The following is a 23,894-nucleotide window of genomic DNA, read 5'->3' on the forward strand; positions in this document are numbered from 1 at the left end:
TCCAACGGCCGCATACAATCGTGCAGCAAGTTTCGTGCCTTTATGAATTCGCCATTCCACATCCCCTTCCTACGTCACCTCGGCCGAGCGGTCGTGCTGGCTCTGGCACTGGCGGGCATCGCTTCCGTCGCCCAGGCTGAAAAGGCCGACCGGGGCAAGCCGATGAACATCGATGCTGACGCGATGCGCTACGACGACCTCAAGCAGACCAGCGTGTTCACCGGCAACGTGGTCGTCACCAAGGGAACGATCGTCATCCGCGGCGACCGCATCGATGTGCGGCAGGACCCGGAGGGCTACCAGTACGGCGTGGTGACCGCCGCCCCCGGCAAGCTCGCCTACTACAAGCAGAAGCGCGATTCCGGCAATGACGAATGGATCGAAGGCGAGGCCGAAACCATCGAATACGACAGCCGCGCCGACAACGTGAAGTTCATCCGGCGTGCGGTGATGCGCCGCCTCATCGGCGCGACACCCAATGACGAGAGCAGCGGTCCGCTGATCGTCTACGACCAAAGCAACGACACGTTCACCGTCAACGGTGCCGGTCTGCCGCCGAATGCCGGCGTCGCAAGCCAGCCGAGCGGCCGGGTGCGCGCCATCCTGACGCCCAAGCCCACCGCCGGACAACCCGCTGCGCAATCCGGGGCTGGCGGCAAGACTTCCGCGCCGGCCACCGAAGCGCCCGCGCCCTCCAAGGGCCTGCGCTCCACAACCACCCTGGGCGGGGAAGCAAAGAAGTGATCGAAACCGCTGGCTTCAACGAAAACCCGGATTTCGCAGGCAGCCGTCTTGAAGCGCGCGGCCTGCAGAAGACCTATGGCAGCCGCAAGGTGGTCAAGGACGTGTCGCTGGGCGTGCAGAAGGGCGAAGTCGTCGGCCTGCTGGGTCCGAACGGCGCGGGCAAGACCACCTCGTTCTACATGATCGTCGGGCTGGTCCGCGCCGATGCCGGCGAGATCACCATCGACGGCGAGCCGATCGCGCACATGCCGATCCACCGCCGCTCGCGCATGGGTTTGAGCTACTTGCCGCAGGAGGCTTCGATCTTCCGCAAGCTCACGGTCGAGGAAAACGTGCGTGCCGTGCTCGAACTCCAGCGCGAACCCGATGCCAACGGCAGGCCGGTGGCGCTGTCGAAGCAGCGTATCGAGGAGCGTCTGACCGAGCTGCTGGCCGATCTGCGCGTCGACCACCTTCGCGATTCCCCCGCACTGGCTCTGTCGGGCGGCGAGCGTCGCCGCGTCGAGATCGCCCGCGCACTGGCCACCCAGCCGCGCTTCATCCTGCTCGACGAGCCATTCGCGGGCATCGACCCGATCGCGGTCATCGAGATCCAGCGGATCATCAGTTTCCTGAAGGAGCGCGGCATCGGCGTGCTGATCACCGATCACAACGTCCGCGAGACGCTCGGCATCTGCGACCACGCTTTCATCATCAGCGACGGGCACGTGTTGGCTCAGGGCACACCGTCGGAGATCGTCGACAACGCCGAGGTGCGACGGGTCTACCTCGGCGAGCACTTCCGGATGTAAGGCGAGGGCTCCAGGGTCGTCATGAAACAGGGTCTCTCGCTGCGGGTTTCGCAGCATCTCGCGTTGACTCCCCAGCTCCAGCAGTCGATCCGGCTGCTGCAGCTTTCCACGCTGGAGCTTTCGCAGGAAGTCGAGCAGATGCTCGACGAAAACCCTTTTCTCGAACGCACTGTTGAAGAGGCGCCTCGGGAGGAGTTCGGCCTCGAAGCCGCCGACACGCCGGTACGCGACGACGATCGACTCGCGGAAAGCGACAGTGACTTCGCAAGCGGCTCGTCATCGTCGTCCGACACCGCAACGGCGACCACCGATACCGAAACAGCAGTCGCGGAGGGCTTCGACGGCGAACCCGACTGGGAAGGTGACGGCACCGTCGACCTCGCACCCGACGACAGCGAGTGGGGTAGCGACGCTCCCGCGCGCACGAACAACCTCGGCGACGACGAGCGCGCCGACGCAACCGAACTCGCGCGCAGCCAGGAGTCGCTCCAGTCCTATCTGCACCGGCAGGCGCTGGCGTTGCGGCTGAGCGAGACCGACAGCGCGGCGCTTCGCTTCCTCATCGAATCCCTCAACGACGACGGCTATCTCGAGGACTCGCTGCCGGCCCTGGCGTCCGGATTGGCTGGCGACGACAACGACCAGTTCGACGATCTCGTGCACCACTTCCAGGTGGCGCTGGGCCTGCTCCAGAGCCTGGAGCCTGCCGGCGTCGGCGCGCGCAATCTCGGCGAGTGCTTGACGATCCAGCTTCGCGCCCTCGCGCACGAGGACGAGACCGAGGAAGAAGAAGAGATCCGCAAGACCGCGATCGCGATCTGCAAGCAGCCGATGGAGCTGCTCGCCAAGCGTGATTTCAAGCGGCTCGCCACGCTCACCCGCAGCAACGAGGACGAAGTCCGCGCTGCGCTGCAGCTCATCGCCAAGCTCGAACCCAAGCCCGGCCGCCGCTTCGTCGACGTGGAGCGCAACGTCGTCATCCCCGACGTAATCGTCACGCGCGTGGGCAATGGCGGCAACGCGAAGTTTCGCGTCATGCTCAACCCCGAGGTGATGCCGCGGCTGCGCGTGCACGACATTTATGCGGGCGCGCTCAAGCAGCACAAGGGCGAGGGCAGCCAGGCGCTGTCGCAGCGCCTGCAGGAGGCGCGCTGGTTCATCAAGAACATCCAGCAGCGTTTCGACACCATCCTGCGAGTGTCGAACGCGATCGTCGAGCGCCAGAAGAACTTCTTCGTGCATGGCGAACTCGCCATGCGACCGCTGGTGCTGCGAGAGATTGCCGACGAACTGGGCCTGCACGAATCGACCATCAGCCGCGTGACCACCGCCAAGTACATGGCGACGCCCTACGGCACGGTCGAGCTCAAGTACTTCTTTGGCTCCGCACTTGGCACCGAAACCGGCGGCAACGCGTCGAGCACCGCGGTGCGCGCGCTCATCAAGCAGTTCGTCACCGCCGAAGACCAGAAGAAGCCGCTCTCCGACAGCCAGATCTCAGAGATGCTCAAGGAGCAGGGCATCGAGTGCGCGCGCCGCACCGTGGCCAAGTACCGCGAAGCCTTGCGCATCGCCCCGGCGAACCTTCGCAAAGCCCTCTAGGGCGCCTGCTGCTCAACCCTGCATGCGCACCAGCAGCGTGCGCAGCGCAGCCGGCTGGACGGGCTTGCGCAGCGCCTGCCAACCCCAAAGACTCGCGAGGTCCTGGGTGGCATCGTCGATGTCGGCGGACACGAGCGCGATCGAGAGTTTGGGCGCGCGCCGCTGCAGCTCCTTGGCGAGCGTGATGCCGTCGATCGAGCCCGGCAGGCGGATATCGCACAGCGCGATGTCGAAGCCGGCAAGCGTCGTCAGCGCCAGAGACTCGACCGCGCTGGCGCACACGTGCGCACGGGCACCCCACAGCCGAAGCAGCGCCGCGATGCTGTCGGCGACCACGGTGTTGTCCTCGACGATGAGCACCGAGAGATCGGGGCGCAGCGGCGCCGCATCCTGTGCCGTGGCGGCAGCCTCGGCCACCAGGCCCGTGCCGGTGGTGATGGGGGCATCCTTCGGCGCGGCCGGCAGTTCGAAACCGAAGACCGATCCGCGCCCGGGTGCTGAGCGCAGCGTGATCTGCACCCCCAGGCGGAGTGCCAGCCGTCGCACGATCGCGAGTCCAAGCCCGTGGCCGCGCTGCAGGTTGCGTTCCACGTTGCCGATCTGCTCGAAGTCGCCGAACACGCGGTCCTGCGCCTCGGGCGCAATGCCGATGCCCGAGTCGCGCACTTCGATGCGCCATCCATCGACGCGCCGCCGGCAGGCCAGCAGCACGCGGCCTCGCGGCGTGAACTTGAGTGCGTTGTCCACGAGGTTGCCGAGGATGCGGCGCAGGGTGACCACGTCGGTCCAGACCACCGCGTCGTCCGGGCAGCGGACCCGTACGCGGCCGGTGCCGGTCTGGCGGGCCAGTTCGTTGAGGAGCGGTGCGAGCGCGATCGCGACCGGCGAGATCGGGTCGGCCGCCGCCTCGATGCGGCCGATCTCCAGAAGCTGGTTGGTGAGCCCTTCGAGCGCCTGCTGGGCGCGCGATAGCGCCGCCAGTGTGTTCTGAACCGTGACCTGGTCTTCGCCCGCTTCGAGTTGATGGCGCAGCACCTCGGCCTGCAAGCCCATCGCCATGACCGGCTGGCGCAGGTCGTGGTTGGCCGCCGAAAAGAAGCGCAGCCGCTCTGCCTGTGCCTGCTGCGATTGGCGCAGGCCGGCCATCGCCTGTTCGCGCAGGGTGCTTTCGTTGTGGCGCAGGCCGATGTTCTCCTCGAGCTGGCGGGCGCGTTCGCCGACGAGGCGCCACACCATGGCCAGCAGACCGATGCCGAGCAACGCAAGCGACACCATCGCGGGCGCGCCGAAGGCCACGCCCATTGCGATCACTGGGGCGAGCAGCAGCGTGATCGCAAGCTGCATCGCGGGTGCGAAGTACGACACCGAGAACACCGAAGACAGTGTCATCGCCATCACGACCACGCCGATCATGAGCTGGGTCGTCGGGTTGGCAGGGTCGAACAGCAGGATGCCCGCCGCGCCGTGTGCCCCTTCGTGGACTGCGATGCGCAGCGTGTGCAGCCGCAGTGCACCCGGCAGGTTGTCGCGCGTCAGGGGGTCGGGCAGGCGCTGTGGAAAGAAGGCGCGATAGGCGGTGGTGACCGCGATCAACGCGATCCAGATCGCCGCGTTGCGCACCGAGTACTGCCATGCGAAGAGCGCGGCGACGCCGCAATCCAGCAGGAACTGGACGAATAGCACGCTCCCACTCGGCTGCGCGCTGAGCCGCAACACTTCGCAACGGACGGTGAATCGGTCGGCGATGAAGGCCTCGGTCGCTGTGGGATTGGGCGAGTTGCTCATCTTGCGGCTGAATCCGAAGTAGAACAGCATCGAGACGCGGCGACAATCGCGTCGTGATCGAACTCTCGCTTTTTCTCCCTTGTGCAGCTGGTGTCGAAGACTTCCTGGCACAGGAGGTCCACGCACTCACCGGCCGCGTCGGCCAGGACCTGCTCTCGGCGCGTGGCGGCGTGCGCGTCCGGGCTGGCTGGCGCGATGCGCTCAAGCTCAATCTGCACAGCCGGCTTGCGCAGCGCGTGCTGATCGAGGTCGCGCACGGACCCTATCGCAGCGAGAACGACCTCTACGGCATTGCGAGCGGTGTCGCCTGGGAAGTCTGGTTCACGCCGAAACAGACCTTCAAGATCGAAACCACCGCGCAGCACAGCCCACTCCAGAGCCTCAACTTCGCCACCCTGCGCATCAAGGACGCGATTGCCGATCGCTTTCGCGCCAAGGCCAACGGCGTGCGTCCCAGCATCGAGACGCAATGGCCGGACGTGCGGGTCTTCGCCCACCTGACGACCGAGTTCTGCACGCTCTACATCGACACCTCGGGCGAACCGCTTTTCAAGCGGGGCTGGCGGCAGGACAAGGGCGACGCACCGCTCAAGGAAACCCTCGCCGCCGCCATGCTGGCCGCGAGCGGCTGGTGGAATCCGGAAACCGGCGAGGTCTCGCCGCAGCCGCTGTACGACCCCTGCTGCGGGAGCGGCACGATCGCCATCGAGGCAGCGCAGATTGCCTCGGGGATCGCCGCCGGTTCGTTGCGGCGATTCGGCTTCGAGAAGCTTCTGCCTTTCCAGTCGCACGTCTGGCAGGCATTGAAGGGCGAAGCCACTCCCAAGGCCGATCGGCGAGCCACGCCGGTCTTTGGCTCCGACGTGTCACACCGCATGGTCGACTTCGCCGAACGCAATGCCGAGCGCGCGGGCGTCGCACAGGCGGTGCAGTTCCGCGGCGGCGATGCCTTGCAGCGCATGCCACCGGCGGAGGGGGGGGTGATCATGCTCAACCCGCCGTATGGCGAGCGCATCGAAGTCGGCGGTGTCACGCGCGGCCGGCGTGCCGGCAACGCCGACGCACCGGCCCGCGGACGTGAAGAAGCACAGACGGAAGACGGAGGCGAGTTCTTCGTGCAACTCGCCAGCCACTGGAAGAAGAACTACGCGGGCTGGAGCGCCTGGGTGCTCACGCCCGACATGCAGCTCCCCAAGCGCATGCGGCTCAAGGAGTCACGCCGCGTGCCGATGTGGAACGGGCCGATTGAATGCCGGCTGTTCCGCTTCGACATGGTCGCCGGCTCGGCACGCGATCGGGCGTCGGCGCCGCCGGCTCAACCGTAGCGTCTACGGGCGAGGGCCGCGCCTTCAGCCAGCGCCTGAAGTTTCCGGAGCGCCACTTCGCGATCCATCGGCGCCATGCCGCAGTTGGTGCACGGCAGCAGTCGCTGCTTCGGCACGTACTGCAGCGCCTGCCCGATGGTGTCGGCCACCTGCTCAGGCGTTTCGACCGCATCGCTCGCCACGTCGATCACGCCGACCATCACGTCCTTGCCGTCGAGCAGCTTCATGAGGTCCGGCGGCACATGCGAATGGAAGCACTCCAGACTCACCTGGTCGATGCGGCTCCTTGCGAGCGCCGGAAACACCTCTTCGTACTGCCGCCATTCATCACCGAGCGTCGCCTTCCAGTCGACGTTCGCCTTGATGCCGTAGCCATAGCAGATGTGAACCGCGGTGGTGCAGGTCAGCCCCTCTGCTGCACGCTCCAGTGCCTTCACACCCCAGTCGGCCGCGTCCTTCATGTAGACGTTGAAGGCCGGCTCGTCGAACTGGATGATGTCAACGCCATCCGCCTGCAACGCCAGCGCTTCCTGGTTGAGCAGCTCCGCAAAGGCCATCGCCATCTTCACGCGGTCGCCGTAGAAGCGGTCGGCCACGGTGTCGACGATGGTCATCGGGCCGGGCAGCGTGAACTTGATCTTGCGCGTGGTGTGCGCGCGCAGCAGCCGCGCTTCGGTCGCATGCACGCGGCCCTTGAGGCGCAGCTCCGACACCACCTGCGGCACCATCGCGTCGTAGCGGTTGTTGCGAATGCCCATCTTCACCTTGTGGTCGAAGTCGATGCCCTCGACCTGCTCCAGGAAGCCGTGGACGAAGTGCTGGCGCGACTGCTCGCCATCGCCGATCACATCGAGTCCTGCGTCTTCCTGCGCCTTGATCCACAGCAGCGTCGCGTCGGCCTTCGCCTGCGCCAGCTCTTCACCACCGGACTTCCATTGCGGCCACAGCTTGTTGGTTTCGGAGAGCCATGACGGCTTGGGCAGGCTGCCTGCGATGGTCGAGCTGAAAAGGGGACGTGACATCGTGATACTTCCTGGGATTCGGCTCGGGAGGGTACGCGATTCCCGCCCTCGCACGCATCGGGCATACCTGGGCCAGAATGCAGCCCTTCCGGCTCCGAGCCGCATCACTCGCATCACGCCATGACCGATCTCTCCGCATTTCCCATCACGAAGAAGTGGCCCGCCCAGCACCCTGACCGACTTCAGCTCTATTCGCTGCCCACGCCCAACGGCGTGAAAGTGTCGATCGCGCTGGAGGAAACCGGCCTGCCCTACGAGCCGCATCTGGTGAGCTTCGAATCGCACGACCAGACCTCGCCCGCGTTCCTCTCGCTCAATCCCAACAACAAGATCCCCGCGATCATCGACCCCAACGGCCCGGGCGGAAAGCCGCTGCCGCTGTTCGAATCCGGCGCGATCCTCATCTATCTTGCCGACAAGACCGGCAAGCTCATGCCCAAGGACCCGGCGGCACGCTACCAGACCATCCAGTGGCTGATGTTCCAGATGGGCGGCATCGGACCGATGTTCGGGCAGGTGGGTTTCTTCCACAAATTCGCCGGCAAGAACTTCGACGACAAGCGCCCGCGCGACCGCTACGTCGATGAATCGAAGCGGCTCCTGCGTGTGCTCAACCAGCACCTCGAAGGCCGCCAGTGGGTGATGGGTGACGACTACACGATCGCCGACATCGCGATCTTCCCGTGGGTGCGCAACCTCATCGGGTTCTACGGGGCGGCGGATCTGGTCGGCATTGCCGACTTCCCGCAGGTCACGCGCGTGCTGGAGGCCTTTGTTGCCCGTCCGGCGGTGATTGCCGGACTCAACATCCCGGCCCGCGGCTGAGCATCCGTCCCGATGCCGGCATGTTGATCGTCCTCGACACCAACATCGTTCTCGACCTTTTGGTGTTCGACGATCCGGAGCGGGCACCGCTCGCGGCCGCGCTGGCCGCCGGCGAGCTGCGCTGGCTGGCGACCGCCGCGATGCGCGATGAGTTCGAGCGCGTGCTCGGGTACCCGCTGATCGTCGCGCGGCTGGCCGCCATCGGCCGCCAGACCGCCGAAGTGCTCGCCGCCTTCGATGCACGTGCGCAGATGGTCGACGGCGTTCCTGCCCGCGCGCCTTGCGTGTGCAGCGATCCGGACGACCAGATCTTCATCGACCTCGCGGTCGCGCACGGTGCGCGATTGTTGAGCAAGGACCGCGCTGTGCTGTCGATGCATAGGCGCCTCGCGGCGCACGGCGTCGCCGTTTCGACCACCTAGCTCCCGACGGCAGCAGTCGACGCCTTCCGACACGGTTTGACGGTCGAGCCCACGCGGGCCCAAGGCAGAGCATGTGGAGACTGGGCGGATCGAAGCTCAGGAGAAAGCGTATGTCCTTCGTCCTCTACATGATCGGCTTCCTGGTCTTTATGGCCGGCGTGGCCTGGGGACGCGTCCGTGGCCGGCGTGCCTTCGCTCTACATCGGCATCGGCGCGCTGATCCTGCTGGGGATCGGCATCTTCAGTGCGGTGGGTCGCACGCGGAGCAAGGATCCATCCTGAGGCCGTAGCCCCCTGTCAGTTTCCGTACCAGCGCGCCAGCAGCCGGGCCACCGCGCGCACGCGCTGGGTGTCACGCCCCCAGCGCCGCCCCGACGGCAGATGCCGCAACCAGCGCATTCGGCGCGCGGCGACATTCAGCCGGTCTCGGACTTCGTCGCTCGCATCCGCCAGCACTGCATGCCAATGCTGGGCAGCGGCGTGCGGCGATGCAGCATTCACCAGCATCGCGGTGGAATGAAGGTAGCTGAGCCAGTCACGCGTCTGGCATTCGGGAAGCGGCAGCGTTTCGCCGGGGTCGTCCTCGAAATCGATGTAGCCGATGGTGCCGTCCGGGCATTGCACGAGATTGCGGTCGAAGGCCTGGCTCAGGTAGGCGTCCCGCGAATGCACCAGCGCGATGGCGTCGAGCCCCTCGCGCCAGACCGCGAGCAGCGCTGCCGGGCCGGCGGCCGCCGCGTGGTCGAGGCGCTCCTGGAGCACCACGGCCGGCCGGCCGCTTTCGCCGAGGTCGGAGATCAGCATGCCGTCCGTCTGCTGCGCCAGCACAGCCGGCACGCGCAGGCCGGCATCGCCGAGCTGGCGCAGCCGCCGCGCCTCGATCTCGATCGCCGCTTCGCCGCCCGGATTGGGAACGGGCGAGAGCACGTCGAGCCGCAGGACAGCGGAAATCGCCGCCAGGAGCCGATAGCGCGCCTGGCCATGACGCGGGCCGGCCTTTTTCAGCCAGACGCGCTGCCCGCCGAAGCGGTGGCTCGACACGGCCTTGGTCTGCTGGGGCAGCATGAGACGCAGGAATTCAGCGTAATCCTCGGGCTCGGGCGGCGTATCCACCTCGAGGGGCGCCGGCGCGGACGCCGCGCCTTTTCGCATCTGTACGCGGGATGAAATCCCGCCTCGTCTGACAACGCTCATACGGACAGGATCGGGGGCTGGCAGGTCGGCGCGATTTCGCAAAGCGAAAAAAAGGCGCAACCCGCGGGGAAGAGCGGAATCGACGGGGTAGGAATAGCGGTCTCCGGGAACCTTGCTGCATCATAGAGGGCTGCCTGTGCACTGACATGACAACCCTTCCCGACACCCCCCCTAACACCTCGCCGGCGGATGCGGCGCTCGGCCCCGACGATTTCGACGCCCAGGACAACGCGCTCGACGCCATGCGCGAGCACGACGAAGAGATTCCGCAGTGGGAATTCTGCGAAGGCTTCATGGCCGCGCTGGTCTGCTCGCGTCGGCCGATCGAGCCTTCCGAGTACTGGCCTGTGCTGCTTGGCGACAAATTCGCGCCTGCGCAGCACATGGAGTTCGTCTGGCGCTGGAAGCGCCGCTGGCACGAGATCGAGACCGCGCTCGATGCCGATGTCGAATCGCTCGAGGATGAGCGCACCTTCCAGCCCGAGGTGCTCGACACGCGCGGCGCCATCGCCGCGTTGCCTGAAGAGGAGCGAGGCGAGATGGACGGCGAAGCCATCCCATCGTTCGCGCAGGTGTGGGCGCTCGGCTTCATGTACGCGGTCGAGAACTGGCCCGACGAATGGGCCGCGCCGCGCGACAAGGAAGCAGCGCAGATGCTCGACGATGCGCTCGACACCATCGTCACGCTCACCGAGGACGACAAGGGCCAGCCCGTCGTTTCGATGTACGCGGAGGACGGCCCGCCTAGCGTGAGCCAGCAGCGCGTCGATGATTTCGGCGCCGCCATCTGGGCGGTGTACGACCTTCGGCAGTTGTGGCGCAGCATGGGCCCGCGCGTTGAAACCATCCGCAAGGAAGCGACCCCCGGCCGCAACGACCCCTGCCCCTGCGGCAGCGGCAAGAAGTACAAGAAGTGCCACGGTGCCTGAGGCAAGCACCGGCCTGAGGCAGACCACCGTCGCGCTGCCCGCGCGCACCGCGTGGGCGATGGTGCTGGCGCTGTGCACCGCCTTCGCGTTGAGCCAGGCCTTCCGCACCGTGGGCGCGATCATGGCGGGCCCGCTGCAGAAGGAGTTCGGCCTCTCGGCGCAGGCGCTCGGCATCTTCTCGGGCTCGTTCCACTTCGCCTTCGGTGCGATGCAGCTCTTCATGGGCATCGGCATCGACCTGCATGGCGTGCGACGCACGATGCTGACCGCGTTCCCGCTGGCGATCGCCGGCGCAGTCCTTTCCGCTTTCGCGCCGGGCTATGGGCTGCTCGTGCTGGGGCAGGTGCTGATCGGCGTCGGCTGCGCGCCGGCCTTCCTGGTGTGCACCGTGTTCATCGCGCGGCACTTTCCGGTCGCGCGATTCGCGTCGATCTCCGGGCTGGTGCTCAGCATCGGCGGCGTGGGCATGTTGATGACCGGCACGCCGCTCGCATGGCTGGTGCAGGAGCATTCGTGGCGCATGGGCTTCGCTGTGCTCGCGGTCGCGTCGGTGCTCGCGTGGCTTTCGATTTTCTGGGGCGTGCGCGAGCCGTTGCCGGAGGGCCGCGGTCCGCGCGAATCGATGACCGCCGCGCTGCGGCAGTTCGGGTCGCTGTTCGCGATGCCGCACACGCTCGGCATCATGGTGCTCGGCGCCGTCACCTATGCTGCGTTCATCTCGCTGCGCGGCTTGTGGCTGGGCCCGCTGCTGATGGACCGCCACGGCTTCACGCTGGTGCAGAGCGGCAACGTCGCACTGATCGTGTCGATCATCTCGCTCATCGGTGCGCCGCTCTTCGGCCGCATGGACCGCGACGGCCCGACGCGCCGGCGGCGCATCGTTTCCTGCGCCCTTGCATACGCAGCCTTCTTTGTCGCGATCGCGCTGTTCACGAGTGCGTGGATCGACATCGTCTGCGCCGTGATGATCGGGTTCGTCTCCGGCTTCATCGTCTGGCAATACGCGGATGTGCGCGCGGCCTATCCGTCCGCCATCACCGGCCGCGCGATGGCCGTATTCACGATGGCGATGTTCCTCGGCGTGGCGCTGATGCAGTGGGTCACCGGCGTCGCCGCATCCGTGGCGCAGGCGCACGGGTTCGATCCGTTCCGCGCGGTGCTCACGACGATCGCGGTGCTGCTCGTGGGCGCGACGCTCGCGTTCGCGTGGCTGCCGGCGCCGAAGAGCGACGGCTGAAGCGCCTCAGGCGGCCATGTCTCCGGCCGGTGTGGAGAAGCGCACATCGCCGATCCAGTTGCGCTTGCGGCGTGCGAGGCGTGCGTCAATGTCCTCGCCCTCGAACGACGCCGGCACCTGGCGAAGCAGCGATCGATCCACGTTGCCGAAGCTGTTCACGTTGACGACCGCATAGGTGCGATCTTCAAGTTCGCAGGTCACGAGCGGCACCACGCCGCACCGGCTGCAGACGTGGAAGCGGCCGGTGCCCGTTCCGAAGAAGTAACCCGGATCGAGCGACGGGTCCTGCACGGTCACCCGCAAGGCGCCGGCCGGATTGGACGTCCACACGCCCCCATGCTTGACGCAGAACGAGCAGCCGCAGGCCCGCGCCGGTATCTCGGTGGGCTCCGGCTCCCAGGTGAAGTCGAAGGAAATGTTGCCGCAGTGGCAGCCGCCCTGGATCAGCATGGCGGACCTCCTGTTCGGATTCGGGACAGTTCAGATGTTGAAAGCGCGTCGTGACGCGGGTTGCACGATATCCAGGTACTCGGGGTGCTTGCGGAGCCATCCGGCGATGAACTGGCACACCGGAATCACCGGCTGGCCTTTCGCCCGCGCCTGGTCGAGCACGTGCCGCGCGATCGCGGATCCCACCCCCTTGCCTTCGAACGCCGGCAGCACCTCGGTGTGGGTGAACATGATGGCGTTGCTCAGCACGTTGTATTCGCAATAGCCTGCGAGTTCGCCGCCGATGGTTGCCTCGTAGCGATGCAGTTCGGGCTTGTCGGTGATCGTGATGTCGGTCATGCGGTGTCCGTGAGGTTCAGGGTTGGCGGGCGAGGAAGGTTGCCAGATTGGTCGACGCCGTCCCGCGCACCTTCTTGCGCAGCATCGGCGACCAGCCCAGCAGCAGGCCCGGCGTGCCGAGCGCCTGCCGGGACCATCGCCAGAACTCGAAGCTGTCCTGTTGCGTGGCGATCAGGCCTTCGGGCGTGAACGTGAAGCGCGAGTCGATCGAGTTGTCGACGATGCGGCCGGTCGTGCTGAAGAGATAGTGCGCGTCCCAATGGGCCTGTCCGGTGGTTTCATCGGCCCGCACGTCGCGGTAGCTCAGCTTCCAGACCGATGCGCCCTTGGCCCGCGTGCCGCTGCACAGCATCTTCCACATCCCGCCGACTTCGCGTGCGCCGCGCAGCGAAAAGGCTTCGTCGTCGAAGCTCGCATCCGGTGCGTAGCAGGCGGCCATCGTGTCCGCATCGAGCTGCGCGAAGGCGTCGTAGAACCGGCGGATGGTTTGTTCGTTTTGCGTCGGGGTTGTCATGGTTCAGGGCTGCGGGATCATTTCGGCCAGTGTCTGCAAGGCATGGTGGACTGTGGCGGCACGCACCGCGGCGCGGTCGCCGTCGAAGCGCCGGCGTTCGGTGCGGACCTTGCCGTCGACCGACCAGCCGAACCACACCGTACCCACCGGCTTTTCCGGCGAGCCACCGGTGGGGCCGGCGACGCCGGTGACCGCCACTGCCGTCTGCGCGTTCGAGTGGGTGACAGCACCCTCGGCCATCGCGCGCGCGACTTCCTCGCTCACTGCGCCATGGGCCTGGATCAGCGCGGCGTCGACGCCGAGCAGTTCGGTCTTGGCCTCGTTCGAATAGCTGACGAAACCACGTTCGAACCAGTTGCTGGAGCCCGACAGGTCGGTGCACGCACCGGCGATGAGTCCGCCGGTGCAGCTTTCGGCCGTAGCCATCATCCAGCGCTTGCGCTGCAGAAGATCGGCCAGCGCCAGTACCAGTGCGGGCGTGTCGAGGTCGGAAAGTGCGGGTGGTATCTGCGTCATCGTGTTCACCATGCGCGAAGCGCGGAAACTGCGGCAATCACCAGCAGCGTGCAGAAGGCCGCCACGAGATCGTCAAAGATGATGCCGAATCCGGCGATGCTCCAGCGCATCGTCTCGGGCGTCGCGTCCTTCTGCTTGAAGAGCGCATCGGCCCAGCCCACGGGCCCTCGCTTGACCGCATCGAAGAGGCGGAAGAGCGCGAAGGCGAAGAGCTGCATGAGCAGCCCGGCGGGCATGACGATCCAGAGCACGATCCAGAACGCGACGACTTCGTCCCACACGACATTGCTGGGGTCGGCCACGTTCATATGCCGGGCGGTCACGGTGCAGGCCCACCAGCCGATCGGCAGCGATGCCAGGATCACCCAGCCGATCGCGGCATCCGACAGCCAGAGCTGCATGACCAAGTAGGCCGCCCACGCCCACAGCGTGCCGAAGGTGCCGGGTGCGCGGCGCGGGAGGCCCGAGCCGAAACCCAGGGCGATGAGATGCGCGGGATGCGAGAGCATGAAACGCACCGTGGCGCGACGCGGCGAGAAATCGGGCATGGCACCGGAAGGGGAAGCAGCGGACATGAGGGCGACAGTGTCGCGCATCTGCCCCGCACCCCGCCAGCGGGTGTACTCAGGCCGGCTGGAAGTGCTGCTCGATGCGCTGGGCGACCGCCTTCGGCGCGCGGCGCAGGGCCTCGATGGCGCACGCGCCGAGGAACAGGCCTTCGAGCTTCAACTCCACGCTCGCGAAGTAGAGGCCGAGCGAAGCGGCCGCGTCGATCAGGCAGTGCTCGATCGACGCAAAGGTGCCACCGGCTTCCTGATCGCTGATGCGATAGGAGTAGGCGTCGGGTTCGACACGGCGGATCTCGAGCACGGGCTTCATTGCAAGGCAATCATCGGCAGGCGGCCCCGGGAGGTAAATAGTCCATTTGGACCGCCCGGACTTCGCGCAGAATTCGCGGGTCATGCTGCCGGCCAAGATCCTTCTTATCGACGACCACGCCATGTTCCGCTGCGGATTGCGGATGGTGCTTTCGTCCGGAATTCCGAATGTCGAAGTGGCCGAGGCCGGCTCGTTGGAAGAGGCCATGAAGACCGCCCTGGTCGACCCGGGCCTGGTGCTGCTCGACATCCAGCTCCATGGGCTGAACGGCCTCGAAGGCATCGCGCTCGTGAGGCGAAAGTGGCCCGACGCGCCGGTGGTCATCCTGTCTTCCGACGCCACGCCGCAGAGTGTGCGGCTTGCGCTGGACCGTGGCGCGGCGGCCTTCGTCTCCAAGGCGGAGTCGGCCGACAACATCCTCGCGGTCATCGAGAAGCTCCGGCGCGGGCAGGAAGTGGCAGCGCCGGTGCACGCGGACGCGCCGCCGGCCGAGGGCGATCAGCCCCGGCAATTGCTCACGCCACGCCAGTTCGAGGTGCTCGATCTGCTGTGCCAGGGCCTGTCGAACAAGGTGATCGGCCGGCGTCTCAATCTCTCGGAGAACACGGTGCGCGGCCATGTGCAGGCCGTACTCGCGGCACTCGAGGTGTCGAGCCGCTCCGAGGCCGGCTTCGAGGCACGGCGACGGGGGCTCGTTTCCTGATGCGCAATCCGCTGCGCCTCGCCGAAGGGCGCACGCTGGTGGAGCAATTGCGCCTGCTGCTGGGCAACGTCGGCAGCTCGGTGGGGCCGACCATCCTCGTGGCGTTGCTGCTCGTGTGGGTGCTGTCGAACCCAGGCAACGCAACCGGGCTGCGGGTGTGGGCCGGCATGGTGATCCTGAGCAAACTCTGGTGCGCGCGCGAGGCGCGGCGCATGCTGGCCATGGAGATTCCTCCCGATCGTGCGCCCGGCCTCGTGTGGCAGCAGATGGTGCTCAATGCGGTCGACGGCGCGATCTGGGGTGCCCTGGGCTGGGCGGCGCTCGGTACGACGACGATGGCCGGCAGCGTGCTGGTGGTCGCGGTGCTCGCGGGGGTTGCCGGCAGTTCGATGTCGTCGCTGGCGCCGGTGCTGCCGGTGTTCATCGTGTTCGGCACCACCGAACTCGCGGTGCTCGCGGCCAAGCTCTGGACGCTGGACGATCCGGCCTACAACGCCCTTGGCGTGGCGGGGCTCCTCTACATCGTGACCTTGCTCGGGCAGGCGCGCAACAGCGGGAAGGCGGCGCTGGCGGCGATCAAGTTGCGCTTCGAGAACGTGGAGCTCATCGAGCGCCTGCGCGTCGAGACCGAGCACGCGCAGGCCGCGCACCAGCAGGCCGAGCAGGCGAATCTCGCCAAGTCCAAATTCCTCGCGGCGGCCAGCCATGACCTGCGCCAACCGATCCACGCACAAGGCCTGTTCCTCGAAGTGCTCGCGCGCAGCAAGCTGTCGGCCTCGCAATACGACGCGCTCGCGAATGCGCGCGCGACCTGGCAGGCGTCGGCGGAAATGCTGGACACGCTGCTCGATTTCTCCCGCATCGAAGCAGGCGTGGTCGAGCCGCAGATGCAGGTGTTTCCGCTGCAGCCCTTGCTCAACAAGATCGAGAACGAACTCGCGCCGCAGGCGGACGCGAAGGGCATCATCTATCGCTCGCACGAAACGCATGTGGCGGTGCGCTCCGATCCGGCGCTCGTGGCGCTGATCTTGCGCAACCTGGTGTCGAACGCGATCCGCTACACCGAGCGCGGCGGCGTGCTCGTCGCGTGCCGCGAACGCGGCGGCCGCGCGGTGATCGAGGTGTGGGACACAGGCATCGGCATCGATGCCTCCCAGCACGAGGACATCTTTCGCGAATTCCACCAGCTCGGCAACGCAGAGCGTGACCGGCGCAAGGGTCTGGGCCTGGGGCTCGCGATCGCGCAGGGGCTCGCGCGAGCGCTCGGCACTGCGCTCGGGCTGGCTTCGCGGCCGGGGCGCGGCAGTGTCTTCCGCCTTGCGTTGCCGACGGCGCAGATGGGCGTGGTGAGCAGCGGCGTCGAAGTCATTCCGGGGCATTCGAGCGTCTTCAATGTGCGCGTGCTCGTCATTGACGATGACGACGCGATCCGTGCGGGCATGCGCCAGCTACTGACCGCCTGGGGCTGCGAATGCGACGTGGCCGATTCGATCGAGGAAGCACTGGCGCTCGCACGGCTGCATCCCCCGGGGCTCGTCATCAGCGACTACCGCCTGCGTGAACTGCGCACCGGCGCCGAAGCGATCGCTGCCCTGCGGGCGGAGTTCGGCCAGCGACTACCGGCGCTGCTCATCACCGGGGACACTGCGCCACAGCGGCTGCGCGAGGCGAGGGCGAGCGGCGTGCCGCTACTGCACAAGCCGGTGTCGCCGAACCAGCTCTATCACGGGCTGGTGTGCGTGCTCAACGATGTCGAGCTGGATTCGTCCTTCGCGATGCTCGACGCCGCGCCCGATCCAGGCCTGAAGCGGGCCTGATTGCTTTACTACTTGAAGTGGTCGAACGATGCGTAATGCTGATCGACCGGCTGGCCTAGCGCATCGACAAGACGCAGACCCGCTTCTGCTTCGATGCGGCCGATGCGCGTGACGTGCACCGATGCGGCGCGACCGGCCTGCGCGACCGCTTCGCGCGCAGATGGCGGCGCGGTGAACGCAAGCTCGTAGTCATCACCCCCGCCGAGAGCGCAGGCGCGCAATGCCTCGACGCCCAGGCCGCTCTCGAGTTCGTCGATGCCGACCAGCCCTGCCGCCGCATCGACATCGAGCGTGGCGCCGACGCCGCTCGCTTCGAGGATGTGGCCGAGATCGCCAATCAATCCGTCGCTGATGTCGACCGCCGCGGATGCAACGCCGCGCAACGCCTGCCCGAGCGCCACGCGCGGCGTCGGCATTTCCATGCGGGCGCGCGCCCGCTCGAAGAGATCGCCGGGCAACGAGAGAGTGCCGCGAAACACTTCGAGCGCGAGTCGCGCGTCGCCGAGCGTCCCGCTGACCCAGATGTCGTCGCCCGGTTTGGCGCCGGAGCGAAGCAGCGCATCGCCGGACGGTACTTCGCCGAACACCGTGATGCAGATGTTGAGCGGCCCGCGCGTGGTGTCGCCGCCGACGAGTTCGCAGCCATGCAGATGCGCCAGCGCGAAGAGCCCGCGCGAAAAACCGGCGAGCCAATCCTCATCGACCGACGGCAGCGCCAGCGCCAGCGTGAACGCGAGCGGCTTCGCGCCGCACGCTGCGAGATCGCTGAGGTTGACCGCCAGCGCCTTGTGGCCGAGCCGCTCGGCATCGACCGTCGAGAGAAAGTGCCTGCCCTCGACCAGCATGTCGGAGGACACCGCGAGCTGCATGCCCGCGGCCGGCGCGAGGAGCGCGCAGTCGTCGCCTACGCCCAGCGGCGAGCGCTTCACGGGGCGGGTGAAGTAGCGCGCGATCAAGTCGAATTCGCCGATGCTCATGCCCACCTCACACCGCGCCGCGGAAACGGAGTGCCGCCTGCCGCACCATCTCGGCCAGCAGCTTTTCCTTGCCCTGCCGCTCGCGCAGCCACCGTGCGTCGTTGCGGTTGGCTTCGACGCTCGTGCGCAATTCGGCAAGTGCCTTGGTGGCGTTGAGCGCCTCGCTGTGCCATTCAAGTTGGGTCATCGTCATCAGGATGTGGTCGCGCAGCGGCATGTGCTCGCCGCTCGCCGGGTCGACATACACCGCGTCCAGCCCGAAGCGGCAGGCCTGGAAGCGGTTGTAGGTGTAGACGAGGTAGTCGTCTTCCACCGGCGTGAAGGGCTGTTCCTGCAGGAACCACGCAGCGAGCGATTGCACGTAGCCTGCGAGCGCGGCCGCGCGTTCGACAGTGAGCGGCGTGTCGAACACGCGAATCTCGATGGTGCCGAATTCGGGCTTCGGGCGGATGTCCCAGTAGAAGTCCTTCATGCTGCGCACCACGCCGGTCCGCGTCATGCGCATGAAGTAGTTCTCGAACTCCTTCCATGACAGCGTGAACGGCGCACGGCCCGACAGCGGAAACGCGAACACCGAGTTGAGTCGCGCGGAGTCGAACTGCGTGTCCTGGCCCTGCACGAAGGGCGAGGACGCCGACAGCGCGATGAAGTGCGGGATGTAGCGCGACATGCGGTGCAGCATCAGCAGCGCCGCATCCGCATCGGGGCAGCCGACGTGCACGTGCTGGCCGAAGATGGTGAACTGCTTCGAGAGATAGCCGTAGAGCTCCGACAGCTCGCGGAAGCGCGGCTTGTCGTAGATGCGCCGCTCATGCCACTGCTGGAAGGCATGCGTGCCGCCACCGACCACCGCAATGTTGAGCTTGTCCGCATTGCGCACCAGCGCATCGCGAATCGGCGTGAGTTGCTCGAGCACGTCCTGCGCGGAATGGCACACGCCGGTCGAGATCTCGATCATGCTCGACGTCATCTCCGGCACCACGCTGCCGGGCAGCGGCGTCTGCGCCATGAGGCGCAGCATGTCCTCGGCATAGGGCGTGAGATCGTAGTCGTGCGTGTTGACCAGTTGCAGCTCGACTTCGACGCCGAGCGAAAGCGCAACCGACTTGTTGAAGCGCTCCATGTGCACCACGCGCCGATCCGGCGAGTTGGCCATGTCGTCAGCGTTCGAGGGTGGCGGAGGCGGCGTACGGAGGCTCATCGTTGCGTGTCCTCAGTGGCGCGGAAGGCTTCCGGAAACCAGGGTTTGGAACTCTCTCCAGCGCCGTGGATGGCGATCGTCGCAATCACGGCGCCGAGCACTTCCATCAGCAGGATAGCCGGCAACGTGATCTGCGTGATCATCGCACCCAGAAGCGGCGAGGCACTCACGAAAGCCGACGCGATCAGGAGGGCGATCGACGACAGCGGCGACATCGCGCAGCCCACCCAGAAGGCCTGCTTCCAGCTTGCGCCGCTGCCCGGGTTGGCGATCGCCACGCCCGCGATCTTGGCGAAGGCGCGCACACCGATCATCGCGAGCACCACGCTCGCGATGGGCAGGCTCCAGTCGGCCTGCGCGGCCACGGTGGAGACGAGGACGAACATCATCATCGTGATCAGCGTGGCTGCGGTGCCGAGCTGGCGTGGCCACGCCCATGGCTTGGGATTGAGCGCCTTGAGCAACACGCCACCGATGAGTGCGGCGAGCGGCGCGGAGCCGCCGAAATGCGCCGCCAGTGCCGCGCCCGCGGCGATGATCGCGAGCAGCAGGATGGAGGTGTTCTCGCTCGTCGGGCTCATCACGCGCAGCGCGGAACGCAGCGACAACGCCATCAGCGCGCCCACCACGAACGACATGCCGAGCACCACCAGCACCGGTTGCAGCTTCTGGATGAGTCCGAGCGGTGCATGCTCGATCAGACCAGCCTGCGCGTAGCCGAATGCCAGCGCATAGAAGGTATTGAGCGTTGCAAGCGTCATCGCGCGTTCGGTCACCGGGCCGGATGCGCGCGTGTCGATGATCACGCGCATCAGCACCGCAGGCGACGCGACGATCGCGATCAGTGCGATCGGATTGGCCACGGGGTCGGGCACTTCGAGCCAGTGCAGAGTCCAGAACACGCCGAAGTAGGTCAGCGTCGATTCAAGGATGCTCTGCACCAGGATCATCGGGTTATGGCGAAACCAGCGCAGCGGCAGTCGCCCGCCGGCCTCGAACAGCACGATCGCCACGCCGAGTTCGACGAGAAACAGGCTGATGCCTTGCAGCGGCCAGATCGCGCCTTCAAAACCCGCAAAGCCCACCACTGTGCCGACCACCGAATAACCGATCACCTTCGGCATGCCGATGTAGCGCTGCACAAGATGACCCGCCGCCGCGGCGGCGGCCAGCAACAGCGCCCACAGCACAGTGGGGAGACCAGCCGAGGGTCGCACCCACTCAGCCCAGAAACCCAGCACATCGCTGGTAAAGAAAGAACTCATTCAATACTCCGCCGCGCTAGCGCACGGCCATGAATCAGATGCAGCCCAGCCCAAGGCACCCGCGGAACCGGCTCCGCCGGGCCGCCGGGTGCGCCCCCTCGAGGGGGGTGCAGAGCCACACGAAGTGGGCGAGGCTGGGGGGCCTCAATGAAGTACGCGCGAGGAAGGAATGCCTCCACCCGCATCGGCTTCGAGAACGAACATGGGAATGGGCACGTCGAAGCGCTCCGCCCGTTCCGTCACGATGAAAAAGCTTCCGCGCATCGTACCGGTCGATGCCTGCAGCCGGCAGCCGCTGGTGTAGTGGAAGGTCTCGCCGGGCGCGAGCAGCGGCTGCTGCCCGATCACGCCGAGGCCAGCGACTTCCTGCGTGTGCCCTGCGGCGTCCTGGATGAACCAATGGCGTGCAATGACCTGCGCGGCCCGATCACCGTTGTTTGTAATCGTCACTGCGTAAGCAAAGGTGAACACGCCGTCTTCAGGCGAAGACTGGTCGGGCAGAAATCGGGGTTCGACCTGCACGGTCATCGGGAAGCTGGACATCCCGGCGATCCTACATCGCTGCGACAATTCGGCCCCATGAGCAGCCCCTTCCGCATCGCCCCCTCCATTCTTTCGGCCGATTTCGCGCGCCTCGGCGCCGAAGTGAGCGACGTCATCGCTGCCGGTGCCGACTGGATTCATTTCGACGTGATGGACAACCATTACGTGCCGAACCTGACCTTCGGCCCCATGGTCTGCCAGGCGCTCAAGCCGCATGCCAAGACGCCCGACGGCACGCCGGTGCCCATCGACGTTCATCTGATGATCCAGCCCGTCGACGCGCTCGCCGCGGCCTTCGCGCAGGCCGGTGCCGACTACATCAGCTTTCACCCCGATGCCTCTCCGCACATGCACCGCAGCATCCAGGCGATCAAGGCCGCCGGCTGCAAGGCGGGGCTGGTGTTCAACCCCGGCGCAGGGCTCGAGGCACTCGACTGGGTGATCGACGACATCGACCTGATCCTCATCATGAGCGTGAACCCCGGTTTCGGCGGCCAGAGCTTCATCGACTCCGCGCTGCGCAAGATCGAACTCGCGCGCAAGCGCATCGAACAGACTGGCCGCGACATCCGCCTGGAAGTCGATGGCGGCATCAAGACGGACAACATCGCACGCGTGGCGAGTGCCGGCGCCGACACCTTCGTGGCCGGCAGCGCGATCTTCAACGCCAAGGACTACAAGAGCGTGATCGACGCGATGCGCGATCAACTCAGCGCGTCGGTCAAGGCTTGACCTTCTTGTTGTAGACCTCGTCGGCAACCGGCCCGCGGTCGGTGTCGACCAGCCCGCGCTCGACGTCGTCCAAGGCCTGGCGTCCGACGCGCGGCGGCTTGCCTTCCGGCGTCTGCTGGCTGTCGGAAGACTGGTCATGCTCATGCGGCAGCCGCGGCGCCGATTCGCCGCCCTGCTCCACCTTGGTCTTGCCGCCGCCCGCGTCCTTGAGGGCGTCGGACTTCGCCGGATCATCCTTGCGGGTGGCCATGAGATTGCTCCTTTTTCATGGCTTCGTTTGTCGCACGCCATGGCGGGAAACACGGTAGGACCGGCCTTCGCTGCCCTGTAGGATGGCTGGCCCATGACCGCCTCGACTGCAGCACTCACCGCCAACGACACGCTCCGAATCCACGGCTACGCCGCGCTCGAGCCCGGGCCGAGGTTCGTCGTGCTTGGCGGGGTGCACGGCGATGAAACCTGCGGCACGGCGGGCATCGAACGCGCAGTTGCGGAATTCGATGCGGGCAGCCTGCGCTTGCTGCGCGGTCAGCTCACGATGGTTCCCGTTGCAAATCCCCTCGCGAGGCGGCGCGGCTTTCGCGAGGGCGAACGCAATCTCAACCGGCTCTTCGAGCCCACCGCACCTGGCCAGGCGCCTGCGGACTACGAAGCCCGCATCACCGATCTCCTGTGCCCGCTGCTCGACCGGCACGAGGTTCTGCTCGACCTGCATTCGTTCCAGAGCGCGGGCGAGGCTTTCGCGATGATCGGCCCGCGCGACAACACCGGCACCCTGGAGCCTTTCGCGCGTGCGTTCGAAGAAGGCCAACTCGCACTGCATTTGCGTACGCCGCGAGTGGTCGAAGGATGGCTCGACATCTATGCCGCAGGTGTCGCGCAACGCGCGGGCGGGAAGCCGGTCGATCCCATGGAAGTGGCTTTCGGCAAGGGCACCAACGAATACATGCGAAGCCGCGGCGGCTACGGCGTCACGCTCGAATGCGGGCAGCACGAAGATCCAGCCGCACCCGGCGTGGCCTACGAGGCGATCCTTTCGGCGCTGCGCCTGCTCGGCATGATCGCGCCGGAACCGGGTGCGATGCCGCCACCGAAGCCTTCGTTGCTGCGTCTGGTCAGCGTGGTCGATCGCTTGCACGAGGAAGATCAGTTCGTGCGCGAATGGGCCACCTTCGACCCGGTATCGCGCGGCGATCCGATCGCAGTGCGCGAGGACGGTAGCGTGCTCCACGCTGAGCGCGATGGGTTCATCGTGTTCCCGAACGCGGAAGCCCTGCCGGGGACGGAGTGGTTCTACTTCGCGGTGACCAGTGACCGCGACCTGATGGGGCGGCCTGGTTAGCCGCGCTTCGTCGCGATCAGCGGCTTCACGTCCGGCGCCTGCACGCGCGGCCGGTTGGCCTCGACGGCCGGGAGCGCCTGCACTTCCTTCATGCTCGCGAGGCTGCGCTTCGTGAGGTCCTGGTAGGTCTTCGTGCCTTCGAGCTTCCAGGCGACCTCCTGATCGGTCAGCTCGCGGAGCACCTTGGCGGGGATGCCTGCGGCAAGCGAACGCGGCGGGATCTGCTTGCCCGCAGGCACGAAGGCGCAGGCCGCGAGGATCGATGCTTCGCCCACTTCGGCTTCGTCCATGACGACCGCGTTCATGCCGACCAGCGCATTGCGCCGCACGATGCAGCTATGCAGCACCGCGCCATGGCCGATGTGGCCGTTTTCCTCGACCACCGTGTCTTGCGCAGGAAAGCCGTGGATCACGCAGGTGTCCTGCAGGTTGGAGCCGCGTTTCAGCTCGATGCGGCCGAAGTCGCCGCGCAGAACAGCGCAGGGGCCGACGTAGCAGTCGGGGCCGACGATCACGTCGCCGATCAGCACGGCGGTGGGGTGCACGTAGGCGCTCGGGTCGATGACCGGCACCACGCCTTCGATGGAATAGCAGGGCAAGGTTGTCTCCTGTTTCTGGGTCTGTTTCCGATGGTTTCTTGGCCGAGGGTTAACCCTGCACAAATTTGACTTGCATCAGGATTGGTGTCGATCTTATGATTCACCGACCGGTCGGTCAACAATACTTTGACGCAGATCAAC

General features: G+C 66.6%; 27 protein-coding genes. 12 read left to right on the forward strand and 15 right to left on the reverse strand.

All coding sequences use genetic code 11. The features are described 5' to 3' along the window. Positions 1 to 42: 42 nt before the first annotated feature. From lptA to FHW64_RS25555, 3 genes are read left to right on the forward strand one after another with little or no spacing between them, the layout of a single operon-like run. Positions 43 to 744 (forward strand): lipopolysaccharide transport periplasmic protein LptA, encoded by a 702-nt coding sequence (gene lptA, locus FHW64_RS25545; RefSeq protein ID WP_184531021.1) that lies wholly within the window; start codon positions 43 to 45, stop codon positions 742 to 744. Next, complete coding sequence (gene lptB, locus FHW64_RS25550) at positions 741 to 1,535, forward strand: LPS export ABC transporter ATP-binding protein (protein ID WP_184531022.1); 795 nt, start codon at positions 741 to 743, stop codon at positions 1,533 to 1,535. The genes lptA and lptB overlap by 4 nt, the downstream gene beginning before the upstream one ends. Before the next feature lie 21 nt (positions 1,536 to 1,556). Continuing rightward, positions 1,557 to 3,137, forward strand: coding sequence for an RNA polymerase factor sigma-54 (locus tag FHW64_RS25555; protein ID WP_184531023.1), 1,581 nt, complete (start codon positions 1,557 to 1,559; stop codon positions 3,135 to 3,137). Positions 3,138 to 3,149: 12 nt separating this feature from the next. Here the strand turns inward: FHW64_RS25555 and FHW64_RS25560 are convergent, their stop codons facing one another. Next, a complete protein-coding gene (locus FHW64_RS25560) occupies positions 3,150 to 4,952 on the reverse strand; it encodes a hybrid sensor histidine kinase/response regulator (protein WP_260306334.1) in 1,803 nt (600 codons plus the stop codon). Positions 4,953 to 4,975: 23 nt separating this feature from the next. On the opposite strand from FHW64_RS25560, the gene FHW64_RS25565 reads away from it, so the two are divergent. After that, complete coding sequence (locus tag FHW64_RS25565) at positions 4,976 to 6,247, forward strand: class I SAM-dependent RNA methyltransferase (protein ID WP_184531024.1); 1,272 nt, start codon at positions 4,976 to 4,978, stop codon at positions 6,245 to 6,247. Here FHW64_RS25565 and FHW64_RS25570 read toward each other — a convergent pair. Continuing rightward, positions 6,238 to 7,269, reverse strand: coding sequence for a methionine synthase (locus FHW64_RS25570; RefSeq protein ID WP_184531025.1), 1,032 nt, complete (start codon positions 7,267 to 7,269; stop codon positions 6,238 to 6,240). The genes FHW64_RS25565 and FHW64_RS25570 overlap by 10 nt on opposite strands. A gap of 120 nt (positions 7,270 to 7,389) precedes the next feature. On the opposite strand from FHW64_RS25570, the gene FHW64_RS25575 reads away from it, so the two are divergent. Both FHW64_RS25575 and FHW64_RS25580 read left to right on the forward strand, forming a co-directional pair. Further along, a complete protein-coding gene (locus FHW64_RS25575) occupies positions 7,390 to 8,094 on the forward strand; it encodes a glutathione S-transferase N-terminal domain-containing protein (protein ID WP_184531026.1) in 705 nt (234 codons plus the stop codon). Between the two features lie 20 nt (positions 8,095 to 8,114). Then, complete coding sequence (locus FHW64_RS25580) at positions 8,115 to 8,516, forward strand: putative toxin-antitoxin system toxin component, PIN family (protein ID WP_184531027.1); 402 nt, start codon at positions 8,115 to 8,117, stop codon at positions 8,514 to 8,516. Between the two features lie 297 nt (positions 8,517 to 8,813). On the opposite strand, the gene FHW64_RS25585 is transcribed toward FHW64_RS25580, so the two are convergent. Then, on the reverse strand, positions 8,814 to 9,710 hold the full coding sequence (locus FHW64_RS25585; RefSeq protein WP_184531028.1) for a hypothetical protein: 897 nt from the start codon (positions 9,708 to 9,710) through the stop codon (positions 8,814 to 8,816). Positions 9,711 to 9,856: 146 nt separating this feature from the next. Here FHW64_RS25585 and FHW64_RS25590 point away from each other — a divergent pair, with 146 nt between their 5' ends. Then, positions 9,857 to 10,639 (forward strand): YecA family protein, encoded by a 783-nt coding sequence (locus FHW64_RS25590; RefSeq protein ID WP_184531029.1) that lies wholly within the window; start codon positions 9,857 to 9,859, stop codon positions 10,637 to 10,639. A 58-nt stretch (positions 10,640 to 10,697) separates the two neighbouring features. After that, entirely contained in the window at positions 10,698 to 11,876 is a 1,179-nt protein-coding gene (locus tag FHW64_RS25595) for an MFS transporter (protein ID WP_184531120.1), read from the forward strand. A gap of 6 nt (positions 11,877 to 11,882) precedes the next feature. Here the strand turns inward: FHW64_RS25595 and FHW64_RS25600 are convergent, their stop codons facing one another. From FHW64_RS25600 to FHW64_RS25625, 6 genes are read right to left on the reverse strand one after another with little or no spacing between them, the layout of a single operon-like run. Continuing rightward, a complete protein-coding gene (locus FHW64_RS25600; protein WP_184531030.1) occupies positions 11,883 to 12,326 on the reverse strand; it encodes a GFA family protein in 444 nt (147 codons plus the stop codon). Positions 12,327 to 12,356: 30 nt separating this feature from the next. Continuing rightward, positions 12,357 to 12,665 carry a GNAT family N-acetyltransferase gene (locus FHW64_RS25605; protein WP_184531031.1) on the reverse strand — a complete coding sequence of 103 codons (309 nt, stop codon included), beginning with the start codon at positions 12,663 to 12,665 and terminating at the stop codon, positions 12,357 to 12,359. Positions 12,666 to 12,681: 16 nt separating this feature from the next. Next, a complete protein-coding gene (locus FHW64_RS25610) occupies positions 12,682 to 13,179 on the reverse strand; it encodes a nuclear transport factor 2 family protein (RefSeq protein ID WP_184531032.1) in 498 nt (165 codons plus the stop codon). 3 nt (positions 13,180 to 13,182) lie between these two features. After that, positions 13,183 to 13,695 (reverse strand): CinA family protein, encoded by a 513-nt coding sequence (locus tag FHW64_RS25615; protein ID WP_260306335.1) that lies wholly within the window; start codon positions 13,693 to 13,695, stop codon positions 13,183 to 13,185. 5 nt (positions 13,696 to 13,700) lie between these two features. Then, positions 13,701 to 14,270, reverse strand: a complete 570-nt coding sequence (locus FHW64_RS25620) for a phosphatidylglycerophosphatase A (protein WP_260306336.1) — start codon at positions 14,268 to 14,270, stop codon at positions 13,701 to 13,703. 49 nt (positions 14,271 to 14,319) lie between these two features. Continuing rightward, the gene (locus FHW64_RS25625) at positions 14,320 to 14,574 is read right to left on the reverse strand and encodes a hypothetical protein (protein ID WP_184531034.1); all 255 of its coding nucleotides are present in this window, start codon (positions 14,572 to 14,574) and stop codon (positions 14,320 to 14,322) included. Positions 14,575 to 14,656: 82 nt separating this feature from the next. On the opposite strand from FHW64_RS25625, the gene FHW64_RS25630 reads away from it, so the two are divergent. Next, complete coding sequence (locus FHW64_RS25630; protein WP_184531035.1) at positions 14,657 to 15,277, forward strand: response regulator transcription factor; 621 nt, start codon at positions 14,657 to 14,659, stop codon at positions 15,275 to 15,277. Then, a complete protein-coding gene (locus FHW64_RS25635; protein WP_184531036.1) occupies positions 15,277 to 17,094 on the forward strand; it encodes a hybrid sensor histidine kinase/response regulator in 1,818 nt (605 codons plus the stop codon). The genes FHW64_RS25630 and FHW64_RS25635 overlap by 1 nt, the downstream gene beginning before the upstream one ends. Before the next feature lie 8 nt (positions 17,095 to 17,102). Here the strand turns inward: FHW64_RS25635 and thiL are convergent, their stop codons facing one another. The 4 genes from thiL to apaG all read right to left on the reverse strand — a co-directional run bounded on the left by thiL (position 17,103) and on the right by apaG (position 21,080). After that, positions 17,103 to 18,065 (reverse strand): thiamine-phosphate kinase, encoded by a 963-nt coding sequence (gene thiL, locus FHW64_RS25640; RefSeq protein WP_184531122.1) that lies wholly within the window; start codon positions 18,063 to 18,065, stop codon positions 17,103 to 17,105. Positions 18,066 to 18,078: 13 nt separating this feature from the next. After that, positions 18,079 to 19,227, reverse strand: coding sequence for a YbdK family carboxylate-amine ligase (locus tag FHW64_RS25645; protein WP_221210507.1), 1,149 nt, complete (start codon positions 19,225 to 19,227; stop codon positions 18,079 to 18,081). 41 nt (positions 19,228 to 19,268) lie between these two features. Next, entirely contained in the window at positions 19,269 to 20,537 is a 1,269-nt protein-coding gene (locus FHW64_RS25650; protein ID WP_184531037.1) for a cation:proton antiporter, read from the reverse strand. A gap of 144 nt (positions 20,538 to 20,681) precedes the next feature. Further along, the gene (gene apaG / locus FHW64_RS25655; protein WP_184531038.1) at positions 20,682 to 21,080 is read right to left on the reverse strand and encodes a Co2+/Mg2+ efflux protein ApaG; all 399 of its coding nucleotides are present in this window, start codon (positions 21,078 to 21,080) and stop codon (positions 20,682 to 20,684) included. 36 nt (positions 21,081 to 21,116) lie between these two features. On the opposite strand from apaG, the gene rpe reads away from it, so the two are divergent. Continuing rightward, entirely contained in the window at positions 21,117 to 21,812 is a 696-nt protein-coding gene (gene rpe, locus FHW64_RS25660) for a ribulose-phosphate 3-epimerase (protein WP_184531039.1), read from the forward strand. On the opposite strand, the gene FHW64_RS25665 is transcribed toward rpe, so the two are convergent. After that, positions 21,802 to 22,062 carry a hypothetical protein gene (locus tag FHW64_RS25665; RefSeq protein WP_184531040.1) on the reverse strand — a complete coding sequence of 87 codons (261 nt, stop codon included), beginning with the start codon at positions 22,060 to 22,062 and terminating at the stop codon, positions 21,802 to 21,804. The two genes, rpe and FHW64_RS25665, sit on opposite strands and share 11 nt — an antisense overlap. Before the next feature lie 93 nt (positions 22,063 to 22,155). Between FHW64_RS25665 and FHW64_RS25670 the strand changes: the two genes are divergently transcribed. Beyond that, a complete protein-coding gene (locus FHW64_RS25670; RefSeq protein WP_184531041.1) occupies positions 22,156 to 23,154 on the forward strand; it encodes a succinylglutamate desuccinylase/aspartoacylase family protein in 999 nt (332 codons plus the stop codon). Here FHW64_RS25670 and FHW64_RS25675 read toward each other — a convergent pair. Then, the gene (locus FHW64_RS25675; RefSeq protein WP_184531042.1) at positions 23,151 to 23,753 is read right to left on the reverse strand and encodes a phenylacetic acid degradation protein PaaY; all 603 of its coding nucleotides are present in this window, start codon (positions 23,751 to 23,753) and stop codon (positions 23,151 to 23,153) included. The genes FHW64_RS25670 and FHW64_RS25675 overlap by 4 nt on opposite strands. Positions 23,754 to 23,894: the final 141 nt, after the last annotated feature.

Origin of the sequence: Variovorax sp. Sphag1AA (assembly GCF_014192575.1) — a bacterium.
GTDB lineage: Bacteria > Pseudomonadota > Gammaproteobacteria > Burkholderiales > Burkholderiaceae_C > Variovorax.